20 protein-coding genes are annotated in these 21,537 nt (G+C 67.1%); 11 read left to right on the top strand and 9 right to left on the bottom strand.

Features of this window, described 5'->3' with window-relative positions:
* The first annotated feature begins 31 nt into the window (after window positions 1-31).
* The 8 genes from ACFVTD_RS13950 (at window position 32) to ACFVTD_RS13985 (ending at window position 9,049) form a co-directional block, all read left to right on the top strand.
* Window positions 32-361, top strand: a complete 330-nt coding sequence (locus ACFVTD_RS13950; protein WP_387563933.1) for an Lsr2 family protein — start codon at window positions 32-34, stop codon at window positions 359-361.
* Window positions 362-706: 345 nt separating this feature from the next.
* Window positions 707-3,199: an ATP-dependent Clp protease ATP-binding subunit gene (locus ACFVTD_RS13955; RefSeq protein WP_387563938.1), complete on the top strand. Its 2,493-nt coding sequence runs from the start codon at window positions 707-709 to the stop codon at window positions 3,197-3,199.
* A gap of 388 nt (window positions 3,200-3,587) precedes the next feature.
* A complete protein-coding gene (locus ACFVTD_RS13960) occupies window positions 3,588-5,708 on the top strand; it encodes a prolyl oligopeptidase family serine peptidase (protein ID WP_387563941.1) in 2,121 nt (706 codons plus the stop codon).
* 27 nt (window positions 5,709-5,735) lie between these two features.
* Entirely contained in the window at window positions 5,736-6,245 is a 510-nt protein-coding gene (locus tag ACFVTD_RS13965; protein ID WP_387563944.1) for an amino-acid N-acetyltransferase, read from the top strand.
* Window positions 6,246-6,493: 248 nt separating this feature from the next.
* Window positions 6,494-7,495 (top strand): dihydroxyacetone kinase subunit DhaK, encoded by a 1,002-nt coding sequence (dhaK, locus tag ACFVTD_RS13970; protein WP_387563947.1) that lies wholly within the window; start codon window positions 6,494-6,496, stop codon window positions 7,493-7,495.
* A gap of 2 nt (window positions 7,496-7,497) precedes the next feature.
* Entirely contained in the window at window positions 7,498-8,130 is a 633-nt protein-coding gene (gene dhaL / locus ACFVTD_RS13975; protein WP_387563950.1) for a dihydroxyacetone kinase subunit DhaL, read from the top strand.
* A complete protein-coding gene (gene dhaM, locus ACFVTD_RS13980) occupies window positions 8,127-8,840 on the top strand; it encodes a dihydroxyacetone kinase phosphoryl donor subunit DhaM (RefSeq protein WP_387563953.1) in 714 nt (237 codons plus the stop codon). The genes dhaL and dhaM overlap by 4 nt, the downstream gene beginning before the upstream one ends.
* A gap of 35 nt (window positions 8,841-8,875) precedes the next feature.
* Entirely contained in the window at window positions 8,876-9,049 is a 174-nt protein-coding gene (locus tag ACFVTD_RS13985; protein ID WP_387563956.1) for a hypothetical protein, read from the top strand.
* Here ACFVTD_RS13985 and ACFVTD_RS13990 read toward each other — a convergent pair.
* Genes ACFVTD_RS13990 through ACFVTD_RS14000 form a run of 3 tightly spaced genes read right to left on the bottom strand, consistent with a single transcriptional unit; the run spans window position 9,027 to window position 10,888 of the window.
* Window positions 9,027-9,548, bottom strand: coding sequence for a hypothetical protein (locus ACFVTD_RS13990; RefSeq protein ID WP_387563959.1), 522 nt, complete (start codon window positions 9,546-9,548; stop codon window positions 9,027-9,029). The two genes, ACFVTD_RS13985 and ACFVTD_RS13990, sit on opposite strands and share 23 nt — an antisense overlap.
* A 29-nt stretch (window positions 9,549-9,577) precedes the next feature.
* Window positions 9,578-10,009 carry a DUF3592 domain-containing protein gene (locus ACFVTD_RS13995; protein WP_387563962.1) on the bottom strand — a complete coding sequence of 144 codons (432 nt, stop codon included), beginning with the start codon at window positions 10,007-10,009 and terminating at the stop codon, window positions 9,578-9,580.
* Window positions 10,010-10,069: 60 nt separating this feature from the next.
* Window positions 10,070-10,888, bottom strand: a complete 819-nt coding sequence (locus ACFVTD_RS14000; protein ID WP_387563965.1) for an A/G-specific adenine glycosylase — start codon at window positions 10,886-10,888, stop codon at window positions 10,070-10,072.
* 274 nt (window positions 10,889-11,162) lie between these two features.
* Between ACFVTD_RS14000 and ACFVTD_RS14005 the strand changes: the two genes are divergently transcribed.
* Window positions 11,163-11,846: a hypothetical protein gene (locus ACFVTD_RS14005; RefSeq protein ID WP_387563968.1), complete on the top strand. Its 684-nt coding sequence runs from the start codon at window positions 11,163-11,165 to the stop codon at window positions 11,844-11,846.
* An 87-nt stretch (window positions 11,847-11,933) separates the two neighbouring features.
* On the opposite strand, the gene disA is transcribed toward ACFVTD_RS14005, so the two are convergent.
* The 3 genes from disA to ACFVTD_RS14020 form a co-directional block, all read right to left on the bottom strand.
* A complete protein-coding gene (gene disA / locus ACFVTD_RS14010) occupies window positions 11,934-13,010 on the bottom strand; it encodes a DNA integrity scanning diadenylate cyclase DisA (protein WP_141183018.1) in 1,077 nt (358 codons plus the stop codon).
* Between the two features lie 269 nt (window positions 13,011-13,279).
* Window positions 13,280-13,780, bottom strand: coding sequence for a 2'-5' RNA ligase family protein (locus ACFVTD_RS14015; RefSeq protein ID WP_387563971.1), 501 nt, complete (start codon window positions 13,778-13,780; stop codon window positions 13,280-13,282).
* A gap of 40 nt (window positions 13,781-13,820) precedes the next feature.
* Window positions 13,821-14,066, bottom strand: coding sequence for a hypothetical protein (locus ACFVTD_RS14020; RefSeq protein ID WP_387563974.1), 246 nt, complete (start codon window positions 14,064-14,066; stop codon window positions 13,821-13,823).
* 194 nt (window positions 14,067-14,260) lie between these two features.
* Between ACFVTD_RS14020 and ACFVTD_RS14025 the strand changes: the two genes are divergently transcribed.
* Together ACFVTD_RS14025 and ACFVTD_RS14030 are read left to right on the top strand one after the other, a co-directional pair.
* Window positions 14,261-15,874 (top strand): peptide chain release factor 3, encoded by a 1,614-nt coding sequence (locus tag ACFVTD_RS14025; protein WP_387563977.1) that lies wholly within the window; start codon window positions 14,261-14,263, stop codon window positions 15,872-15,874.
* Window positions 15,875-15,881: 7 nt separating this feature from the next.
* Entirely contained in the window at window positions 15,882-17,108 is a 1,227-nt protein-coding gene (locus ACFVTD_RS14030; protein WP_387563980.1) for a beta-ketoacyl-[acyl-carrier-protein] synthase family protein, read from the top strand.
* A 38-nt stretch (window positions 17,109-17,146) separates the two neighbouring features.
* On the opposite strand, the gene ACFVTD_RS14035 is transcribed toward ACFVTD_RS14030, so the two are convergent.
* From ACFVTD_RS14035 to ACFVTD_RS14045, 3 genes are all read right to left on the bottom strand, one after another.
* Window positions 17,147-18,499 carry an MFS transporter gene (locus ACFVTD_RS14035; protein WP_387563983.1) on the bottom strand — a complete coding sequence of 451 codons (1,353 nt, stop codon included), beginning with the start codon at window positions 18,497-18,499 and terminating at the stop codon, window positions 17,147-17,149.
* A gap of 78 nt (window positions 18,500-18,577) precedes the next feature.
* Entirely contained in the window at window positions 18,578-19,906 is a 1,329-nt protein-coding gene (locus ACFVTD_RS14040; RefSeq protein ID WP_387563986.1) for an enolase C-terminal domain-like protein, read from the bottom strand.
* Window positions 19,903-21,516, bottom strand: coding sequence for an aldehyde dehydrogenase (NADP(+)) (locus tag ACFVTD_RS14045; protein WP_387563989.1), 1,614 nt, complete (start codon window positions 21,514-21,516; stop codon window positions 19,903-19,905). Before ACFVTD_RS14045 ends, ACFVTD_RS14040 begins: the two co-directional genes overlap by 4 nt.
* Window positions 21,517-21,537 lie beyond the last annotated feature (21 nt).

The raw sequence follows: 21,537 nt of genomic DNA on the forward strand, positions 1-21,537 counted from the left end.
AAACCGACTTTCCAGCAAGAGGAAGACTTTAATGGCACAGAAAGTAAACATCATCCTCGTTGATGATCTGGATGGGGGATCCGCAGACGAGAATGTGAAGTTCGGCCTCGATGGGGCCAACTATGAGATTGACCTGTCCGCAGCCAATGCCGCTGAACTTCGGTCTTCACTGGAGAGGTTCATCACTGCCGCACGCAAGGCATCCGGCGGCCGCACGCAGCGGGCAAAAGCGGTCACGGGGAGCCGCAGCCACGATTCGGCGCAAATCCGGCAATGGGCCCGGGACAACGGATACACCGTTAACAGCCGCGGCCGAATTCAGGCCGAAATCCAGGAAGCCTACCAAAAGGCAAATTCCTAGTACGGGCTTTAGCTCCATCGAACCCCGCTGCCGCCGCAAGGCGCAGCGGGGTTTTTTCAATTTGGCGGATATCGCCGCCCGGCTGCGCTGGCAGACTTGTCCAATAGGTGCAATTGGAGTGGTGGCCTTCGCGCGCCTCGCCGGGACTATTTGGCCGTTTTCGGGGACGCCCGCACGGGGCGGGGCAGGATAATTCTTTGCTCCGCCGGTCCGGCGCGAGCTGCTGTGCCGGGGCCGCAACGGTTATTCCCGCAAGGGGCGCGGTTTCCCCTGTGGCGAACACGCTCCACAACGCAGGGGCGGCCACGTAGCATCAAAGTACGTCGTAGCTAGGAGTGTGGCGAAATGTTTGAGCGATTTACGGACCGTGCCCGTCGCGTAGTTGTGCTTGCCCAAGAAGAGGCACGCATGCTGAACCACAATTACATCGGTACCGAACACATCCTCTTGGGTCTGATCCATGAGGGTGAGGGCGTTGCCGCCAAAGCTCTTGAGTCCTTGAGCATTTCGCTCGACGGCGTTCGCGAGCAGGTGCAGGAGATCATCGGCCAGGGCCAGCAGGCTCCCTCCGGCCACATCCCCTTCACCCCCCGTGCCAAGAAGGTACTGGAGCTCTCGCTGCGCGAAGCCCTCCAGCTGGGCCACAACTACATCGGCACGGAGCACATCCTGCTCGGCCTCATCCGCGAGGGTGAGGGCGTTGCCGCCCAGGTTCTGGTCAAGCTCGGCGCCGACCTCAACCGGGTCCGCCAGCAGGTTATCCAGCTCCTCTCCGGCTACCAGGGCAAGGAAACCACCGGCGCAGGCGTTGGCGGCGGACAGCCTGAAGGCGCGCCGGCCGGTTCCGTGGTCCTGGACCAGTTCGGCCGCAACCTGACCCAGGCTGCCCGGGAGAACAAGCTGGACCCGGTCATCGGCCGCGAGCAGGAAATGGAACGCGTCATGCAGGTCCTTTCCCGCCGGACCAAGAACAACCCGGTCCTCATCGGCGAGCCCGGCGTCGGCAAGACCGCCGTCGTCGAAGGCCTGGCCCAGGCGATCGTGCGCGGCGATGTCCCGGAGACCATCCGCGACAAGCAGCTGTACACCTTGGACCTCGGCTCCCTGGTGGCAGGCTCCCGCTACCGCGGTGACTTCGAAGAGCGCCTGAAGAAGGTCCTCAAGGAGATCCGTACCCGCGGCGACATCATCCTGTTCATCGACGAGATCCACACCCTGGTGGGTGCCGGTGCCGCCGAAGGCGCCATCGACGCAGCCTCGATCCTGAAGCCCATGCTGGCCCGCGGCGAGCTGCAGACCATTGGCGCCACCACGCTGGACGAGTACCGCAAGCACATCGAGAAGGACGCCGCCCTGGAGCGCCGCTTCCAGCCGATCCAGGTCAAGGAACCCTCAGTGGCGCACGCCATCGAGATCCTCAAGGGCCTGCGTGACCGCTACGAGGCACACCACCGCGTCACCATCACCGACGGCGCCCTGGCCTCCGCAGCGAGCCTGGCCGAGCGCTACATCTCGGACCGCTTCCTTCCGGACAAGGCGATCGACCTGATCGACGAGGCCGGCGCCCGGCTGCGCATCCGCCGCATGACCGCTCCGCCGGAGCTCAAGGCCATGGACGAGCGCATCGCCAAGCTGAAGATGGAGAAGGAATCCGCCATCGACGCCCAGGACTTCGAAGGCGCTGCCGCGCTCCGCGACAAGGAGCAGAAGATGATCTCCGAGCGGTCGGAGAAGGAGCGGCACTGGAAGTCCGGCGGCATGGATGACATCTCCGAGGTGGATGAGGACCTCATCGCCGAGGTGCTGGCCAATTCCACCGGCATCCCCGTCTTCAAGCTGACCGAGGAAGAGTCCTCGCGCCTGCTCAAGATGGAAGACGAGCTGCACAAGCGCGTCGTCGGCCAGGACGAGGCCATCAAGGCACTGTCCCAGGCCATCCGCCGTACCCGTGCAGGGCTCAAGGACCCCAAGCGCCCCGGTGGCTCGTTCATCTTCGCCGGCCCCACCGGCGTCGGCAAGACCGAGCTGGCCAAGGCCCTCGCGGAGTTCCTGTTCGGTGAAGAGGACGCCCTCATTACCTTGGACATGTCCGAATACTCCGAGAAGCACACGGTCTCGCGGCTCTTCGGTGCCCCTCCGGGCTACGTGGGCTACGAAGAGGGTGGCCAGCTCACCGAGAAGGTCCGGCGCCGTCCGTTCTCCGTGGTGCTGTTCGACGAGGTTGAAAAGGCCCACGCGGACCTCTTCAACTCGCTGCTGCAGATCCTGGAAGACGGCCGCCTGACCGACTCCCAGGGCCGCGTGGTGGACTTCAAGAACACCGTGATCATCATGACCACCAACCTCGGTACCCGGGACATCTCCAAGAGCGTTGCCACCGGCTTCCAGTCCGGCACCGACACGCAGACCGGCTACAACCGCATGCGTGCCCGCGTCACGGAGGAACTCAAGCAGCACTTCCGCCCCGAGTTCCTGAACCGTGTTGACGACGTCGTGGTGTTCCCGCAGCTCACCCAGGACGAGATCATCGAGATCGTGGACCTGTTCGTGACCCGCCTGGAGAAGCGCCTCAAGGACAAGGACATGGGCATCGAGCTCACCAAGGCCGCCAAGGTGCTCCTGGCTACCCGCGGCTACGATCCCGCCATGGGTGCCCGGCCGCTGCGCCGCACCATCCAGCGCGAGATCGAGGACCAGCTCTCCGAGAAGATCCTCTTCGGCGAGATCCACACCGGCGACATCGTCGTGGTGGATGTCGAAGGCGAAGGCGACGACGCGAAGTTCACCTTCGCCGGCAACACCAAGCCGCGCATCCCGGAAATCGCCCCGAGCGTCTAAGTTCCACTCTGGAAGCCCCGCCACTCCAAAAAGGACCGGCGGGGCTTTCGCTCTTCAACGACACCGTGGTTGGGTCCGGTGGCTGGGTCCGCTCCGGCACCGGGGTCATTTGCCGCTTGCTGCTCGTTCCTCGCTTTGACGCAAGCTACACAAATGGCCCCGGCGCCCTCGCTCGGTGCCTCGCGGGGGGCTTATGCCACGCTGCGCACGAGGTGCCGGGCATCGGGGATTTATGTAGGCGCCGTCAAAGCGACGAAGGAGCAGGCGCCGGGAAATCTCCGGTGGCCGGTACCGGACCCAGCCACGGAAACGCGCACGGGCGCCGGGCCGGGAGAGGAAGGGCGCGTGGCGACTGTGATCGGCAGCACAAAACGTGTTGAATCGGGGCATGGCTAACCAGAATCCGGCGATCCCGGACGAGCGACCACTGAACCCTTTCCACGACCTCGACCACTACCTGTCCATCCCGCGGGTAAGCGGCCTGGCCCTGAGTCCCGACGGCACCCGCCTGGTCACCGCCGTCAGCACCCTGAACGGCAAGGGCACCGAATTTGCCAGCGCGCTGTGGGAGCTGGACCCCGCCGGGCAGAAGCACGCGCGGCGCATCACCCGCAGCGCCAAGGGTGAGGCCGGTGCGGCATTTGCCGCGAACGGCGATGTCTACTTCACGTCCGCACGGCCCGATCCGGACAGCCCCGATGAAGAGCCGGTCAACGCCCTCTGGCGCCTTCCGGCAGACGGAGGGGAGGCCAGGGTGGCCCTCACCCGGCCCGGCGGCGTCGGCAAGGTTCTGACGGCCAAGGATGCCGACGCCGCGTTCGTCACGGCGGAGGTCCTGGCCGGGTCCGCTGATGAGGAGGACGACGCCGAACGGCGCAAATCCCGCAAGGACAGGAAAGTTTCGGCCATCCTCCACAGCGAGTACCCGGTGCGCTTCTGGGACGCAGACCTTGGCCCCGGCCAGCCGCGCATCTTCGCCGTGGAAACGGGCGAAGAGAAGGGGCAGGGGAAGCCCGCAACGCTCGACGCCACAGCTCCCCTGGTCCTGCGCAACCTCACGCCCGACGCCGGCCCGCGGCTGAGGGAAGCGGAGACGGTGGTAAGCCCGGACGGGAAGACGGTCTACAGCAGCTACACCAAACCCCTCGCCAAGGCAGACAGCCGCTCCGTCCTGGTGGCGGTGGATGTGGCGTCGGGCAGCCTCAAGGTGCTCCTTGACCAGGAGGGCATGAGCTACTTCCCGGGTCCGGTCAGCCCCGACGGCAAGACCCTGGTGGTGGTCAGCGAAAGCGACTCCACCCCGCAGCGGGCTCCAGAGATCAGGATGCACCTCCTGGACGTCTCCGGCGCAGCAGGGGAACCCGGGAGCCTCCAGCCCCTTGCCCACGACTGGGACCGCTGGCCCAAGCCGGCAGCCTGGCTTCCGGACGGGTCCGCCCTCCTGGTCACGGCGGACGACGACGGCGCGTCGCCGGTTTTCCGGGTCAGCGTTCCGTCGGCTGCCGCTGAGGCGGGTGTCGCCCGGGTGACGCAGGACGCGGCGGCCTACTCCGACGTCGTGGTTTCGCCGGAGGGGCGCTATGCCTACGCCCTGCGCAGCTCCTACGAAATTCCGCCCGAAGCCGTGCGGATCGACGTGGGCACAGGCGAAACGACCCGGCTGCCCGCACCGGCTGAACGGCCATCCCGCCCGGGCCGGTTGGAGCGGATCGCTGCTACGGCACCGGACGGCTCCCGGGTTCCCGCCTACCTCGCACTGCCCGAGGGTGCATCGGCAGACGCGCCCGCACCGATGCTGCTTTGGATCCACGGCGGCCCCCTGGGATCCTGGAACGCCTGGACCTGGCGGTGGAACCCATGGCTCCTGACGGCAAAGGGCTACGCGGTGCTGCTTCCCGACCCGGCACTGTCCACGGGCTACGGCCAGGCCTACATCCAGCGCGGCTGGGGAGCCTGGGGCAAGGCGCCGTTCACCGACCTCATGGCCGTCACGGACGCCGCAGCGGAACGGCCGGACATCGATGAAGCCCGGACCGCTGCGATGGGAGGTTCCTTCGGCGGGTACATGGCCAACTGGGTCGCAGGCAACACGGACCGGTTCAAGGCCGTGGTCACCCACGCCAGCCTGTGGGCGCTGGACCAGTTCGGCCCCACCACGGACGCCTCGCAGTACTGGCTGAAGGAAATGACCGAAGAGATGGCGCTGGAAAACTCACCGCACCTGCACGCGGAGAAGATCAGTTCGCCCATGCTGGTGATCCACGGGGACAAGGACTACCGCGTTCCCATCGGGGAAGGCCTGCGCCTCTGGTACGAGCTCCTGTCCAAGTCCCGGCTCGCAGCGGACCAGGACGGGCAAACCCCGCACCGTTTCCTCTACTTCCCGGACGAGAACCACTGGGTCCTCCAGCCGCAGCATGCCAAGGTCTGGTACCAGGTGGTGGAGTGGTTCCTGGCAAAGAACGTCCTGGGGGAGGAGCTCGAGCTGCCCGCCGAACTGGGGCTGTAACTCCGGGCCACCTCGTAGGATTGCCTAGTGAGCGACTCCTTCCACATCCGCCCAGCACGCACCAGCGACGTCCACGCCATCAAGAAGCTTGTGGCTCCCCTGGCCGAGGAGCGCATCCTCATGGCGAAGGAGACAGTGGCGTACTACGAGAGCCTGCAGGAGTTCCGCATCGCCGAGTCCAGCGACGGCGAAATGATCGGCTGCGGAGCCCTGCACGTCATGTGGGAGGACCTCGCCGAAATCCGCACCCTTGCCGCGTCCGGGCAGTGGCGCGGCAAGGGAGTGGGCCACGTCCTGGTGGAAAGCCTGCTGGAGGAGGCCCGGGCCCTCGGGGTGTCCCGGGTTTTCTGCCTGACCTTCGAGGTGGACTTCTTCAAGCGCCACGGCTTCGAGGTGATGGCGGACCAGTCCGCGGTGGACCCCGAGGTGTATTCCGAGCTCCTGCGCTCGCATGACGAAGGTGTGGCCGAATTCCTCGACCTGGCCCGGGTCAAGCCCAACACCCTTGGAAACACCCGGATGATCCGCACCCTCTAGGCAGCTGTGCCCTCCACCAGGGCAAACGCCTCTTTGCTTTATTCGAATTGATGGATAAACTTCTGGAGGCCGTTAGGTGGGGGCCTCAGGAAAGGGACAGTCATTGGGGGCTGTCCCTTTCCTGCGTCCCGGACTGGCCGCTCCGGAAGGCGGCCGGAAAACCGGGGCCGGAGGAACCTACCGCCAGCCGCGATCCCGGTAGTAGGGTCGGAGACACATCCTTCAGGAGCACAGCCAGGAGCACCGCCATGAAGAAACTCATCAACGATCCAAAATCCGTCGTCCAGGAATCCGTGCAGGGCTTCGGCCTGGCGCATGCCGGACTGGTCGCCGTCAGCGAAGACCCCATCTACGTCACGCGCAAGGACGCGCCAGTGGCCGGCAAGGTGGGGCTTGTTTCAGGCGGCGGCAGCGGGCACGAGCCGCTGCACGCCGGTTACGTGGGCAGGGGAATGCTCGACGCCGCGGTGCCCGGGGCGGTGTTCACCTCACCCACCCCGGACCAGATCCTTCCCGCCACCCTCGCCGTCAACTCAGGTGCCGGCGTCGTGCATATCGTCAAGAACTACACCGGGGACGTCCTGAACTTTGAGACGGCGGCCGAACTGGCCGAGGCGGAGGGGGTGAGTGTCCGGACCGTACTGGTCAACGACGACGTCGCGGTGGAGGACTCGCTGTACACCGCGGGCCGCCGGGGAGTGGGCGGCACGGTCCTCGTGGAGAAGATTGCCGGCGCTGCCGCCGAGCGTGGCGACGGCCTGGACGCCGTGGCCGCGGTCGGCGAACGGGTCAACGCCAACGTCAGGACAATGGGCGTCGCGCTCTCAGCCTGCACGGTGCCGCACGCGGGGACGCCAAGTTTCGACCTCGCCGACGACGAAATCGAAATCGGGATCGGTATCCACGGCGAACCCGGCAGGCACCGGATCCCCATGGAAGACGCCGACAGCATCACCAACCGCCTGCTGGAACCCGTGCTGGCCGACCTCAAGATCAGTTCCGGTGACAAGGTCCTGCTGTTCGTCAACGGCATGGGCGGCACACCGCTGAGCGAGCTGTATATCGTGTACCGGCGGGCGGTGCAGGTCCTGGCTGACGCAGGCGCCACCGTGGAACGGTCACTGGTGGGCAACTACATCACCGCACTGGAGATGCAGGGCTGCTCCATCTCGGTCCTCCGGCTCGACGACGAACTCACTGAACTCTGGGACGCGCCCGTACACACCCCCGCCCTGCGCTGGGGCGTGTAGCCGTGGTGCTGGATGCCAACTGGGCCGTGAAGTGGCTGACGCTGTGCGCGCAGGCCATGGCTGAACACCGCGTCGAACTCATTGAGCTGGACCGCGCCATCGGGGACTCGGACCACGGCGAGAACATGGACCGCGGTTTCCAGGCGGTCCTGGCCAAGCTGGGCGAATCGACGCCCGAGACCCCGGGGGCCGCGCTGAAGATGACCGCCATGACCCTGATGTCGAAGGTCGGCGGTGCCGCCGGCCCCCTTTACGGGACCGCGTTCCTTCGCGCTGCCACCTCTCTCGGCGACTCGGCAGAGATAGATGCCTCCGCCTGGGCAGGTGCCCTGGAAGCCGCACGGGACGGGATCGTGGCGCGCGGCAAGGCGGAGTCCGGGGACAAGACCATGGTGGATGCGTGGACGCCGGCAGTTGATGCTGCCCGGGCGGCAGCGGACGGCGGCAGCGCGGACGTCCTGGGCGTGCTGGTGGCGGCCGCCGAGGCGGCCGAGGCGGGAGCGGTAGCCACCGACCCCATGGTGGCGCGGAAAGGCCGCGCCAGCTACCTTGGCGAACGCAGCGCGGGCCACCGGGACCCCGGGGCAGCCTCCAGCGCTTTGATCCTGCGTGCGGCCGTTGGGGCAGCTGCGTGACTGTAAGCATCGTGGTGGTTTCCCATAGCGAAAAGATTGCCGACGGCGCCGTGGAACTTGCCGCCCAAATGGCGCCGGATGTGATGATCCTGACGGCCGGGGGCACCGACGACGGCAGGATCGGTACCAGCCTGGAGAAGGTCCTCGCCGCCCTTGAAGGAGCCAGCGGCCAGGGGGGCGGAACCGGTGCGGAGGGCACCGTCGTGCTGACGGACCTCGGCTCGGCAGTGATGACAGCGGAATCGGCACTCGAGTTCCTGGAGAATCCCGCCGGCGTCCTGCTTGCCGACGCGCCGCTCGTGGAAGGCCTGGTGGCAGCGGCTGTCGCGGCGCAGGGCGGCGCTGACGTGCAGGCGGTCCGGAAGGCGGCTGAAGAAGCGGGGAGCCCCGCTGGCCAGCCGGCACCGGCCGACGGCGGAATGGAGCACCTGGAACCTCCCACCAGCGCAGTCCCTGACTTCACCGGGGATTTCGAACTGGTCAACCAGGCCGGCATGCACGCCCGGCCCGCCGCGAAGGTGGCGGGCGGACTGGCGTCCCTCGACGCGGAGGTCACCATCAACGGGGTGGACGGAGCGTCCATGACCGGGTTGATGACGCTCGGTGCAGGCAAGGGAACGGTACTGCACGTCGAAGCGTGGGGTGCCGACGCGGAAAGGGCCGTGGAGTATGTCGGAGGCCTGGTGGAGGCCGGCTTCGGCGAGCCCTGAGCCGCTGAAGGGTTCCTGCGAATAAGCTCGATGCCATGGAACGGCCGCTTGCAGAGAACTCCCAGGAAATCGAAGTGCTGGACGGCCAGGCCTCCGTGGAGGAACTGCTCGCCGAACTCGGCTTCGACTGGAGCGCTGAACCGGTGGACGGCGGACTCCTGCCCGGAACACCTGAGGATGGCACCTTCACCCAGCCGGCGCTTTTCTAGCCCCGCCACTTTTGGGTGCCTGCTGCTGGTGCAGCCCGTCGCCGTCCAGCGTGAGTGATGCCGAGAGGAACTTCCCGCACTGCTCACCGAACGGATACGACGCCTGCGGGCGGAACTCCAGGGTGCGGGCAGGAAGTGTGGTCCCGTCGGATGCGGTGCCGGAAGCGGTGACCACCAGGGGTGATTCCGTAAGCGTCTCCAGCATCAGCGCTGCGACCTTGGTGCCGTCCGGCGATGCGGTGGCCGAACAGGCGCCCTCTGCCGTGCACCCCTGGTCGACGGAGGTGCTTCCGGGGCGCAGTTCGACGTCGGCCTCCTTGCAGGTGCCGTCCTGGCATGCCCGCAGGTGGAGCGCCGCCACCTTCGGCGCATAGCCGGCGGTGACCGTCAGGGCCACGGAGGTGGCCTGCGCAATCGCAGGGCAGGCGGTGCCGGCGGGCTCGCAACCGGACACGAGGGCCGCCGCCACAGCCGCCACCAGCAGCCCGGGCTTGTGCATGCCTTCAGGCTACCGCGCCGGCAGGCCGGTCAGCCCAGCGGAAAAATGCCGATGAACCAGAACGACGCCACTGCGAACACGGCGAAAAACGCGATCAGGCAACCCATGGCTGTACGCGGCTCCGATGAGACCTGAAGCGACTCGGTGGGATCATTCGGGTTGTACGCCACCTCGATCAGCGAACCGGGCACGGGCGGCTCCACGCCGGAGATCTCCGACTTGCCCATGAAGAGGGTGCCGCGCGGGTCCGTGAACTGGTATGTGGGGAAGTGGCGGAGGTTCCGGCTGGCGCCGCCAATGCCGCTGGTCCAGCCGGTAGCGCTGCCGGTGACGGTTGCCTGGGCCTTCGGCCAGGATGCCATTTGGTGTTGCTGGCGCTTGGTCCTGCGCGCCGCGACGAGCAGCGAAAACACCACGCCGGCAACGAACAGCGCCCACACGATGTACAGAATGGTCTTCATGCTTCCCCCAGTTCCGGTCACCAAGAAGTATGCCATCGACGGGCCGGCACTCCCGGTGAGTCAGGCTGGAAGCTGGTAACCGCCGTCGTGCATTTCCGCCAGACCGTCCGTGAGCAGCCCTGCCAGCGCCCGGTCCAGCTGCTCGGGCGCAGAGTTGAGCCGGTGCAGCGCGGCCAACGGCACGCCGATTCCCTCCGGGGCGAAGCCAAGGTCGGCTGGTTCGTGCTGGAACATCTCCGGCGGCACCGGCGATTCCGCCAGCCGGAGCACGGCCAGCACGGCACCGCGGACCTGGCGGTCGGTGCCGTGCCAGGCCTGCCCCTTGGGAACGTACGACGGCGGTGGCTCACCCGCCGCCAGCCACGCACAGGAGTCCTTGACCGGGCAGGCGGCACACTTGGGCGCCCGGGCCGTGCACACCAAAGCCCCGAGCTCCATGACCGCGGCGTTCCAGCGTACGGAGGTTTCGTCGTCGTCCGGCAGCAGGGCGGCGGCCAGGCGCATCTCCGCCGCCGTCAGCGCCGGGGCGGGCAGCGCGACGCCGGCCACCAGCCGTGCATGCACCCGGCGGATGTTGGTGTCCACCACCGTTTCCCGGCGGCCGTACGCGAACGCAGCCACCGCGGCGGCCGTGTAGCTCCCCACCCCGGGAAGGGCCAGCAGCTCGGCGTGGGTGTCCGGGACCCTGCCGCCATGGTCCTGCACGATCGCCGTCGCAGCGGCGTGCAGCCGCAAGGCCCGCCTGGGGTAGCCCAGCCGGCCCCACGAGCGGACGGCTTCGCCGGCCGTTTCGCCAGCGAGTCCGGCGGGGGTGGGCCAGCGCTTGAGCCACTCGTGCCACACAGGCAGTACCCGGACCACAGGGGTTTGCTGCAGCATGATCTCACTGACCAGGACGCCCCACGGGGAACAGTCGGCTTCACGCCAGGGCAAATCGCGGGCAATGCCGGCGAACCACCCGTTGATCCGGTGGTGGAGCAGGTCGAGTTCTGCCTGGTCCGCCCGGGCAGGCGTGATGGGGGAGGTTTGAGTGTCGATTCCAACACTGTAATGGATGGGTTCGGGCGGCCGGCAAACCGGTTGTGACCAGAGCGATGCTGATGCGGCGGCGTGGTGGCAGTGCGGATCCGGCGGGTTTCCCTAGCCTAGGAGGATGGGCAGGCAAGGCAATTCATCAGCGCGCGGCACGGCAGCGGGTTCCAGCAGCGTCCGGAAACCGAGTGCCGCCGTGTACCGGCGGCGGCGCCTGGTGGTTGGCGGCGCGCTCCTGCTGGTGATCGTGCTGGTGGCCGGCGGTTTCGCGCTGGCCGGTGCCTTCCGCGGCGGTTCGCAGCAGGCCTCGTCCACCCAGCCTTCCGCCGCCGATTCCGCCTCCGCGGCTGCCCCTTCAGCTTCGGCACCGGCATCACCGTCTGCCACGCCGACGCCCACTGCGGCGGCCACCCCAACCTGCAACCAGAACCTGGTGACCGTCACCGCCGCCACCGACAAGCCCGCCTACGGCCCGGGCGAAAACCCGCTCCTCACCCTGAAAGTGACCAACGGCGGCACCGTCCCGTGCGAGGTCAACATTGGAACCTCCCAGATGGAGTTCTTGGTCACCAGCGGTGCCGACCGGATCTTCTCTTCGAAGGACTGCCAGGCCTCGAGCGAGGACCTGGTGAAGGTGATTGCGCCGGGCGCCAGCGAAACCGCCAACTTCCCATGGGGCAGGAACCGCAGCGCCGATGGCTGTAAAGCCGTGGCCGCTGCCCCCGGCGGCGGCGGGGCGTACTACATCTTCACCGCAAAACTCGGTTCGCGGGCCAGCCCCAAGGCCGTCTTCCAGCTGAACTAGCGCCCCTCCATCGATTGCTCCCTAACTGCCGTTTTGAGGGCTGAAAACGGCAGTTACGGAGCAATCGATGGGTGTTATCCGGGGTGTTTAGAGGAAGCGGTCCAGGAGGCTGGCTTCGGCCATGCGGCTGAGGCCTTCACGGACGGTGCGGGCGCGCTGATCGCCGATCCCGTCAACGGTCATGAGGTCGTCAATGGTGGCGGCCATCAGGAACTGCAGGCCACCGAAATGGTCCACCAGGCGGTCGGCCACGGCCTTGGGAACTGCCTTCAGGCCGGACAACAGCCGGTAGCCGCGGGGCTGGACCACAGCGTCGAGATTGGCCTCCCCGCCCGCGAAACCAACGATTGCCGCGATCTTGCCAAGGTCGATCAGCTCAGTGGGGCCAAGGTTGACCAGTTCGTGCACGGCTTTGTCGATGTCATCCGCGGAGGCATTGGGGCTGGCGTAGTCGCGGATGATCACGTCGCTGCCGGGCCCCCTTCCCACGGTAAGTTCGTCGAGCTGGAGGGAGAGGAGCCGGCCGTCTTCGCCCAGTTCCAGGACGTACTGCGAAATTTCCTCCGAGATGCGGCGGACCATTTCCTGCCGCTGGAGGGTGACGGCGACGTCCCGGACCGTCACCATTGCCTCGATTTCCAGGGCGGACAGCGAACTGGTGACCTGGTCCAGCCGGGCACGGTACCGCTCCAGGGTGGCCAGGGCCTGGTTGGCGCGGGCCAGGACGTTTTCGGAGCCCTCGAGGACATGCCGCAAACCATTGACGTACAGGGCGATGATCTGCATGGACTGGCTGACGGAGATGACGGGAACTCCGGTCTGCTTGGCCACCCGTTCCGCCGTCCGGTGGCGGGTGCCTGATTCCTGCGTTTCGATGCTTGAATCCGGGACCAGTTGGACGGCCGCGCGCAGGATATTGCCGGCGTCCTTGTCGCAGATGATGGCACCGTCCATCTTGGCCAGTTCCCGCAGGCGGGTAGGCGAAAACTCGATGCCGATATCGAAGCCGCCGGAGCAGATGGAATCGATGGTGCGGTCCGAGCCCAGGACGATCAGTGCGCCCGTGCGCCCACGGAGGATGCGTTCCAGGCCGTCGCGGAGGGGAGTTCCGGGTGCAACCCGGCCCAGAGTGGCCCTCAGCGATTCTTCGGGGCTCCGCGCCATAGGTGTTTCCCTTCAAAGGTGCGGACCGCCGCCCGCAGGAATGCCGGCATCTGCAGTTGTCCGGCAGGACCAAAAAGTGCTCTGGTTCCCGCAAGCTCAATGATAGGGGTAAGAAGTCCAAGTTCCGCACGGGCAAGCCCCAAAGTGCCTCATTAGGGGGTGGCCCCGACAGCGGGGAAAGTACGGTCTGGACCCCGCACGCAAAGGGCACTTTTTGCTGCTCCCGGCCCGCAGGTCTGCTGCTCCCGACCCGCAGGCGGGACCATTGCTCAGGCCGGGCCGGCCAGTGGCGTGACCGTTTTGGTGCTGCTGTCCCACAGCCGGGCGGCTGTGCAGCGGCCGTCGATGCGCAGGTCCAGCAGGTCAATGGCCGTTCCCAGCTGCTGGCCCGGGATGCGGCGGGAAATGGTGACGTGCGGCGTCCAAGAGCCGGGCAATGTCAGCGGCTTCGCACCGGAAAGACCTTGGTGCAGGCGTCGGTGCAGGTCGAGCAGGGGGCCGGTCACCAGGACCGAGCGGCCCAGCACATATTTGCCCGGGCCTGCCGGAAAAACGATGGCGCCCGAAAAGGTTACGTCCAGGGGCAATGCCGCCCAGGGCCCTTCCTCGGCGGCCTGCAAATCCATGCCTGCGGCCAGGGTGACGTGCGGACTGTTGCTGGGGGAGGTGTGCGCAGCCAGGCTTGGCAGGCCGGCGGCCTCGAGCCTCGCCCAGTCGGCCCGCAGAACGGCGTCGGTGCTGTCATCAAAGACCAGTTCGATGCTGCGCATAAGCACATCATGCCGGTCCCGCGGGGTGGCCCGGGAAATGTCAACGCTTGCGGTCCCGGAGCATCCGCTCCAAATCCCGGCTGACCCTGGAAAGGGAGGCCGCCCTGAGCGCTTTGTGCTCGGCCGCCGTCTGGACGCCACGTTTTCGCTTCGGGGCTGAAGGAAGGGCAGCGGCGGGCCCCTGCGTGCCCGCACCAACCGTGCCCGCACCGACAGGGGCCGCGGCCAGGTTGGTGGCGAGCGGATCGAAGAAGAGGTTGCCCGGGAAAATGGCGCCATGCATCATGCGCCAAAGCTAACGGCCCGGCATTTCGAGGCTTTGAACGTCCGGTTTCGCCCGCGTTAAGCGCAGCCGGCACCGGTTTGCGGCCCTGCGATAAACTTGTACTTTGGTCGTTTGCCAATGACATTCCCGCCCTTGAGCCGCAGTGCAGAACCCGAAAGGCCCTGGGCAGCCACAACCGCAGCGAAAGTAGCACCGTGTCCCAAGATGTCCTGACCCCAGCCCGGATCTCCGAGATTCACAAGGAGGCGGGCCGCCGCAGGACCTTCGCCGTCATTTCACACCCTGACGCCGGTAAGTCCACGCTCACGGAGGCCCTGGCCCTGCATGCAAAGGTGATCGGAACCGCGGGCGCCTCCAGCGGCAAGGCCAACCGCAAGGAAACGGTCTCGGACTGGATGCAGATGGAAAAGGACCGTGGCATCTCCATCAGCTCCGCGGCCCTGCAGTTCTCGTACCGGGACACTGTCATCAACCTGCTGGACACCCCCGGCCACGCCGACTTCTCCGAGGATACCTACCGGGTGCTCGCCGCCGTCGACTGCGCCGTGATGCTGGTGGACGCCGCCAAGGGCCTGGAAACCCAGACCATGAAGCTCTTCGAGGTCTGCAAGCAGCGGAACCTGCCCATCATCACCGTCATCAACAAATGGGACCGGCCCGGCCTGGACGCCCTGGCGCTGATGGACGAGATCACCGAACGCACCGGGCTGCAGCCCATGCCGCTGACCTGGGCCGTGGGCATCTCGGGTGACTTCCGCGGCGTCTGGGACCTCCGCAACGACCGTTTCGCCCGGTTCCAGCGCAACAACGCCGGCGCCCAGATCGCCCTCACAGAGTACTTCACGCCGGAAGAGGCCGCTGCAAACGAGGGCAGCAACTGGTCCGACGCCGTGGACGAAGCCGGCCTGGTGATCGAATCCAACCTTGAGTTCGACGTCGAGGCCTTCCACGGCGGGAAGGCAACCCCCATCCTGTTCAGCTCCGCCGCCCTGAACTTCGGCGTGAAGGAACTGCTCGACGCACTGGTGGACTTCGCGCCGCCGGCCGCGCCCCGCCCGGACATCGACGGCAATCCGCGACCGGTCGAGTCCCCGTTCTCCGGCTTCGTGTTCAAGGTCCAGGCGGGCATGAACAAGGCGCACCGCGACCACGTGGCCTTCATCCGCGTCTGCTCCGGCGTCTTCGAGCGCGGCATGGTGGTCACGCAGACCCGCACCGGCAAGTCCTTTGCCACCAAGTACGCCCAGCAGGTGTTCGGCCGCGAACGCGAAGTCATTGACGAGGCCTACCCCGGGGACGTGGTGGGCCTGGTCAACGCCTCCTCGCTGCGCGTCGGCGACAGCCTTTTCCTGGAGAACGCGGTGGAATACCCGGCCATCCCGCTGTTCGCCCCTGAGCACTTCCAGGTGGCCCGGTCCAAGGACCCCAGCAAGTTCAAGCAGTTCCGCCGCGGCATCGAGCAGCTCGAGCACGAGGGCGTCATCCAGCTGCTCCGCTCCGACCTCCGCGGAGACCAGGCGCCGGTGCTTGCCGCCGTCGGGCCTATGCAGTTCGAGGTGGTGGAGGACCGCATGGCGCACGACTTCAGCGCCCCCATGCGCCTGGAGCGCCTGCCCTACTCGTTGGCCAGGATTTCGACGGCGGATGCCATGCCCGCGCTGGCAAATGTACCGGGCGCTGAGGTGCTTCTGCGGTCCGACGGCGAATACCTCGCCTTGTTCACCGATGTCTGGGCGCTGCGCCGGATCGAGAAGAACCACCCGGACCTGACGCTGCTGCCCATCGGCACGCACAACCCGGCGAAGTAAGGCACTTGTGGAAACTCCTGCACCCCGCGCCGTAGTAACCGGCGCCGGAACCATCAATCCCCTCGGCTCGACGGTCAAGGAAACCTGGGAAGGCCTGCTGGACGGCCGCTCCGGAATCACCGCCCTGGACCACGACTGGGCGGAGCAGCTGCCGGTCAAAATCGCCGGGCAAATTATTGCCGACCTTTCGGAGCGCCTCAGCACCCGCGAAATGAAGCGGATGGACCGGTGCGGGCAACTTGCCTTGGTGGCAGCCCGTGAGGCATGGACGCAGGCCGGGAGCCCCGACGTGGATCCTGAACGGTTTGCGGTGGTGATCGGGTCGGCTTACGGCGGGCTGGGTTCCACCATCGAGCAGGACCGCACGTTGAACCAGTCAGGCCCGCGCAAGGTGTCACCGCACACCCTTACCAGGCTGATGGCAAACGGCCCGGCCGCGTGGGTGTCCATCGACCTTGGTGCCCGCGGGGGCGCCCGGACGCCTGTCAGCGCGTGCGCTTCCGGGGCTGAGGCGATTGTCCAGGCAGCCGAGCTGATCCGCTCCGGTGCTGCCGACGTCGTAATCGCCGGCGGAGTGGATGCTTCCGTCAACGACCTGGTGATCAGCGGCTTCGCCCAGATCCGCGCCCTGTCTACCCGTTCGGATGATCCGCAGCGGGCCTCGCGCCCGTTCGACGGCGGCCGGGACGGCTTTGTGCTCGCCGAGGGCGCCGGGGTGGTGGTGCTGGAGCGTGAGGAGCACGCCCGTGCCCGCGGCGCCGCCGTCCTTGGGGCTGTGGCCGGCGGCGCGGTGACCTCGGATGCCAACGACATCGTGGCCGCCGATCCCGCGATGCAGCGCCGCGTCATGCAGAAGGCCCTAACTTCGGCGGGGATGGAACCGGCGGATATCGGTTTCGTCCATGCCCACGCCACGTCCACTCCGGTGGGGGACCGGCTGGAAGGCCAGGCGATCAATGACGTTTTCGGCACCGACGTGCCGGTGACCTCCACCAAGGGGCACACCGGGCACCTGCTGGGCGGCGCCGGTGCGCTGGCCGCCGTCGTGGTCCTCGAAGCGCTGCGCACCGGCCAGCTGCCCGGAACGCTGAACGTGGAGTCCCTGGACCCGGAGCTGGATCTCAACGTCGTTACCGAAGCTGCCCACGCGTTGCCCGCCTCTGCCCGGGCCGGACTGGTCAATGCCTTCGGCTTCGGCGGCCACAGCGTTGCCTTGGTGATCACCGGAAGCTAGCCGGACGCCGAAAACACCGGATGGAGCGGGCCCAGGTTTCAGGCGCGGGCGGGGACTGCTGTTTCGGCGTCCACGTCCTGGGACCCAGCCTCGGCTTGGCTGCCCTTACGGCGTTCCTTCAGGAAGTAGACCAGCCCTGCGGCCACCGCGGAGGCGGCGGCCAGGGCGAAGAGCCCGGGGATCACGCTGCCGGTCTGTTCCTTGATAATGCCGAAGCCGAACGGCGCCACGAATCCGCCCAGGTTGCCCAGCGAATTGATGATGGCGATGGCCGGCGCCAGGACCAGCGGGTGCAGGCCTGACTGCGGGATGGTCCAGAACAGCGGCGAAGCGCTCTTGAAACCCATGGCCGCGATGGCCAGGAACACCAGTGCCAGCACGGGTGAGGCCACGGCAGCCGCGTACGTTCCGGCGGCGGCCACCAGGAGCGCTGCAACGAGCAGTGGCTTCTTGGACCTGGCCTTGTCCTGCCACTTCGCCGCGAAGTACATGGCGAACACGGCGCAGACCCAGGGGATAGCGGAGAGGAAGCCGGCGGAGAGATCGGTGGTCCCGGGGATCCGCTTGACGATGCTGGGCAACCAGAAAGTGTTGGCGTAAATGGACAGCTGGATGGCGAAATAGATGCCGCACAGGAGCAGGATCTGCGGGTTGAGGAGCATTTTCCAGCGGTTGGCCTTGCCGCCGTCCGCCTTGGTGTGTTCCGCGTCCTCTGCGTTGATGGCCTGGGAGAGGGCATCCTTTTCAGCGGGAGACAGCCATTTGGCGTCCTGGATCTTCGCGTCCAGCAGGAAGAACACCACGATTCCCACCAGCACCGAAACCACGCCTTCGAACCCGAAAAGCCACTGCCAGCCGTGCATGCCCAAGGCGCCATTGAGGCTCAGCAGCATGCCCGCGATGGGACCGGAGATGGCAGCGGCAACGGAAGACCCGGCAATGAAGACCGCCGTTGCCTTCCCCCGCTGGCCTGCGGGCACCCAGCGGGCGAAGTAGAAGATGACAGCCGGAAAGAAACCGGCCTCGGCGGCGCCCAGGAGGAACCGCAGGATGTAGAACATGGCCTCGTTCTGCACGAACGCCATGAGGAAGGACACGATGCCCCAGCTGACCATGATCCGGGTCAGCCAGACCCTGGCACCATACCTTTCCATCATCACGTTGCTGGGGAGCTCGAAAATCGCGTAGGCGATGAAGAACAGGCCGGCACCGAAACCGTACGCGGCGGCGCCGATGCCCACGTCGGCCTGGAGGTGGTCCTGGGCGTAGCCGATGTTGGAGCGGTTGAGCTGGTTGCAGACCAGCATGACCAGCATGATGGGGAGTACGCGCTTGAAGAATTTCCTGGTGGCGGATGCCAGGTCCAGGACGGCGTTGTCCACAGACTTCATTGAATTTTTCCTTTGGGATGGGGATCCAGGGCGGGGACCCTGGAGAAATGTTCCGGATGGTCCTTGGCCAGAGGGTTGTTACCTGACCAGGCAGGGCCGCTTGGGGTCGAAGGACCAGCCGTCGACGTAGTACTGCATGCCGATGCTGTCATCGCGGGCATCCAGGCCGTGCTCCAGATACAGCTGGTGGGCTTTGTCCAGTGCCTCGCGGTCCAGTTCGATGCCCAGGCCGGGCGTGGCCGGAACCTCGATGGCCCCGCCCTTGATCTGCAGCGGACTCTTCGTCAGGCCCTGCCCGTCCTGCCAGATCCAGTGCGTGTCCAGGGCGGTGATCTCACCCGGGGCAGCGGCACCGGTGTGCGTGAACATGGCCAGCGAGATGTCGAAGTGGTTGTTCGAGTGCGAGCCCCACGTCAGGCCGAACTCGTTGCACAGCTGGGCTACCCGGACTGAACCGTGCATGGTCCAGAAGTGCGGGTCCGCCAGCGGGATGTCCACGGCGTTGCTGCGGATGGCGTGCGACATTTCGCGCCAGTCCGTGGCGATCATGTTGGTGGCCGTCTTCAGCCCCGTGGCCCGGCGGAACTCCGCCATCACCTCGCGGCCGGAAAAGCGGCCCTCGGCACCGCAGGGGTCCTCGGCGTAGGCCACCACGCCCTGCATCCGCTTGCCCAGCCCGATGGCGTCGTCCAGGAGCCAGCCGCCGTTCGGGTCCAGGGTGACCCGGGCGTCCGGGAAGCGCTTGGCGAGGGCGGTGACCACATCCACTTCGTCGTCGCCGGACAGCACGCCGCCCTTGAGCTTGAAGTCGCTGAACCCGTAGCGCTCCTGGGCCGCTTCGGCCAGGGCGACGACGGCGTCCGGCGTCATGGCCTCCTGGCGGCGCAGTTCCTCCCACCGGTCCGCGGGGTTGGTTTCCACCAGGTACGGGAGGTCCGTGCGCTGGTAGTCGCCCACGAAGAACAAGTAGCCGAGCATGGGCACCGACGTGCGCTGCTGCCCGTCGCCCAGCAGTTCGGCCACGGGGACGCCCAGGAACTGGCCGTGCAGGTCCAGCAACGCCGATTCCACAGCCGTCACCGCGTGCACGGTGGTGCGCAGGTCGAAGGTCTGCAGGCCGCGGCCGCCGGCGTCACGGTCCGCGAACTCGGCCGCGACGTCCCGGAGCAGCGAACGGTACCGGGCCACCGGCTTGCCCTTGATCAGGGCGCCGGCCTCCTCGATGGTGGTCCGGATCTTCTCGCCGCCGGGCACCTCGCCCAGCCCGGTGCGGCCGTCCGAATCAGTGATGATGACCACGTTGCGGGTGAAGAACGGGCCGTGCGCGCCGCTGAGGTTCATCAGCATGCTGTCGTGGCCCGCGACGGGCACCACCTCGATGCCTGCAATGGTGGGCTGGGTGCTCATGCGCTGACGTCTGCTTTCTCTGCTGCGGGGACCATGTCGCCGTCGATGCGGCGGTTCAGGTGCCAGGGGTTGGCGTCCTGCAGCGGCTGGGGGAGGAGTTCCTGGGGGAGGTTCTGGTACGCGACCGGCCGCAGGAAGCGGTGGATGGCGAGGGTTCCGACGGAGGTGGTTCGGGAGTCGGAGGTGGCAGGGAAGGGGCCGCCGTGGACCATGGCGTGGCCGACCTCGACGCCGGTGGGCCAGCCGTTGACGATGATGCGGCCCACTTTCTGTTCGAGGACGGGGATTAGGGGTGCTGCCGTCGCGTAGTCCTGTTCGGTCAGGTGCAGGGAGGCGGTGAGCTGGCCTTCGATCCGTGCGGCCGCCTGGATGAGGTCATCGGTGGTGTTGTAGCGGATCACCAGGGATGCGGCGCCGAAGATTTCCTGGTGCAGAACCTCGTTGGTGACGAAGTCCCTGACCTGGGTGCCGTAGATGGCGGGTGCGGGCGCGTTCCGGGTTTCGCCGGGGGTACCTTGACCGATGAGTTCGACGCCGGCTGCTGCGCTGAGTGCCTCGGTTCCGGCGTTCCAGGAGTTGGCGATGCCCTGGGTGAGCATGGTCTGGCCGGGGCAGGCGGCGATGGCGCGTCCGACGGCGGCGGCGAGTTTGTCCCCAAGTTCGCCTGTGGGGGCGAACAGGAGGCCGGGGGAGGTGCAGAGCTGGCCGGAACTTCCGGTGACCGCGGTGACGTAGGCGGCGGCGAGGGTGTCGATGCTTGCGGCGTCGCCGGAAAGGGCGCCGTCAAAGACGAAGACCGGGTTCAGCGAGGACATTTCGGCGTAGACCGGGATGGGTTCGGGCCGGTTGGCGGCGGTGCGTATGAGGGCGATCCCTGCGGACTGGGAGCCGGTGAACCCGACGGCCTTGATGGCGGGGTCCGCCACAAGCGCCTGGCCGATGCTGGAGCCGGGGCCGTATATCAGGGAGAACACGCCGGGGTGCAGGCCGTGGTCCTTGACCGCCTTGGTGACGGCCTGGCCGACGAGTTCGCTGGTGCCGGGGTGGGCGTTGTGGGCTTTGAACACCACCGGGCAGCCGGCGGCGAGGGCCGACGCCGTGTCCCCGCCCGCCGTCGAAAAGGCCAGCGGAAAGTTGCTTGCGCCGAATACCGCAACCGGGCCAAGCGGGACCTGGCGTTGGCGGATGTCGGCCCGGGGCAGGGGTGCCCGGTCGGGGATAGCGGGGTCGATGCGGACACCGCGGTGGTCGCCCTGGCGGATGACGGTGGCGAAGAGGCGCAGCTGGCCGGTGGTGCGGGCGCGTTCGCCGGTGAGCCGGGCTGCGGGGAGACCGGTTTCCTGCCCGGCACGGGTAATGAGTTCCTCGCCGATGGCTTCAATGTTGTCCGCAATGGACTCAAGGAACGCGGCGTGGGTGTCCGGGGCCAGGCTGCTGAAGGAGGCGAACGCATCCGCAGCGGCGCGGGTCGCCGTCGTGAGCTGCTCTTCGGTGATCAGTGAGTACCCAGGCTCCAGAGGCTGGTTGGTGGCGGGATTGAAGCCATTGGTGGTCTTGCCGTTGCCGGCAACCGGCCGGCCGGCAATGAGTGAATGCCCGGTGAGGGTCATGGGGTTGCTCCTGTGTCTTCG

The sequence above is a fragment of the Pseudarthrobacter sp. NPDC058119 genome (assembly GCF_042884655.1).
GTDB lineage: Bacteria > Actinomycetota > Actinomycetes > Actinomycetales > Micrococcaceae > Arthrobacter.

What these genes read in the sequence shown, in the direction of transcription:
- ACFVTD_RS13950 (WP_387563933.1), top strand. Translation starts at nt 32, where the DNA reads ATGGCACAGAAAGTAAACATCATCCTCGTTGATGATCTGGATGGGGGA.
- ACFVTD_RS13955 (WP_387563938.1), top strand. Translation starts at nt 707, where the DNA reads ATGTTTGAGCGATTTACGGACCGTGCCCGTCGCGTAGTTGTGCTTGCC.
- ACFVTD_RS13960 (WP_387563941.1), top strand. Translation starts at nt 3,588, where the DNA reads ATGGCTAACCAGAATCCGGCGATCCCGGACGAGCGACCACTGAACCCT.
- dhaK (WP_387563947.1), top strand. Translation starts at nt 6,494, where the DNA reads ATGAAGAAACTCATCAACGATCCAAAATCCGTCGTCCAGGAATCCGTG.
- ACFVTD_RS13985 (WP_387563956.1), top strand. Translation starts at nt 8,876, where the DNA reads ATGGAACGGCCGCTTGCAGAGAACTCCCAGGAAATCGAAGTGCTGGAC.
- ACFVTD_RS13990 (WP_387563959.1), bottom strand. Translation starts at nt 9,548, where the DNA reads ATGCACAAGCCCGGGCTGCTGGTGGCGGCTGTGGCGGCGGCCCTCGTG.
- ACFVTD_RS13995 (WP_387563962.1), bottom strand. Translation starts at nt 10,009, where the DNA reads ATGAAGACCATTCTGTACATCGTGTGGGCGCTGTTCGTTGCCGGCGTG.
- ACFVTD_RS14000 (WP_387563965.1), bottom strand. Translation starts at nt 10,888, where the DNA reads ATGCTGCAGCAAACCCCTGTGGTCCGGGTACTGCCTGTGTGGCACGAG.
- ACFVTD_RS14005 (WP_387563968.1), top strand. Translation starts at nt 11,163, where the DNA reads ATGGGCAGGCAAGGCAATTCATCAGCGCGCGGCACGGCAGCGGGTTCC.
- disA (WP_141183018.1), bottom strand. Translation starts at nt 13,010, where the DNA reads ATGGCGCGGAGCCCCGAAGAATCGCTGAGGGCCACTCTGGGCCGGGTT.
- ACFVTD_RS14015 (WP_387563971.1), bottom strand. Translation starts at nt 13,780, where the DNA reads ATGCGCAGCATCGAACTGGTCTTTGATGACAGCACCGACGCCGTTCTG.
- ACFVTD_RS14020 (WP_387563974.1), bottom strand. Translation starts at nt 14,066, where the DNA reads ATGATGCATGGCGCCATTTTCCCGGGCAACCTCTTCTTCGATCCGCTC.
- ACFVTD_RS14035 (WP_387563983.1), bottom strand. Translation starts at nt 18,499, where the DNA reads ATGAAGTCTGTGGACAACGCCGTCCTGGACCTGGCATCCGCCACCAGG.
- ACFVTD_RS14040 (WP_387563986.1), bottom strand. Translation starts at nt 19,906, where the DNA reads ATGAGCACCCAGCCCACCATTGCAGGCATCGAGGTGGTGCCCGTCGCG.
- ACFVTD_RS14045 (WP_387563989.1), bottom strand. Translation starts at nt 21,516, where the DNA reads ATGACCCTCACCGGGCATTCACTCATTGCCGGCCGGCCGGTTGCCGGC.